This is a genomic window from Gordonia sp. OPL2 (assembly GCF_003797825.1).
GTDB lineage: Bacteria > Actinomycetota > Actinomycetes > Mycobacteriales > Mycobacteriaceae > Gordonia.
In genome coordinates this window covers 1-420 of record NZ_RKME01000107.1, presented here as the reverse complement: position 1 = coordinate 420, position 420 = coordinate 1, and the positions used below count along the sequence as shown (strand labels likewise).

Sequence of the window (420 nt, the reverse complement as noted above, 5' to 3'; positions counted from 1 at the left end):
GAGATTGGCTTCGACGTTGCCGGACTGTCGAGCAAGCCGTGGGATGCATTCGCAGGTCCGGAAGCACCGCAGATGGATCTCATCGTAACGGTGTGCGATCGTGCCGCGGGTGAAGCGTGTCCCGTGTGGCCGGGCCACCCGGCTACCGCCCACTGGGGCATCCCCGACCCGGCCGCAGTGCAGGGCAGTGCTGATCAGGTCCATAAGGCGTTCCTGAGCACGCTTCACCAGCTCCAGCACCGTCTCGGATTGCTGTTGGCGCTTAAGCCTGAAGCGCTGGACCGCATGGCCCTGCAATCGCAGGTGCGGGCGCTGGGCAATGGCGCCGAGGCTCACGCGCCAGATAACACCGGAGAAGCCTCCCCGATGTAGTCGCTGATCTGCCTTACTGCCTCGCGCGCGTATCGGGTCACCCCGATC

1 pseudogene is annotated in these 420 nt (G+C 65.2%); it reads left to right on the top strand.

Features of this window, described 5'->3' with window-relative positions:
* A pseudogene (locus tag EEB19_RS26515) lies at positions 1–372 on the top strand (arsenate reductase ArsC); the annotation flags it as partial.
* Positions 373–420 lie beyond the last annotated feature (48 nt).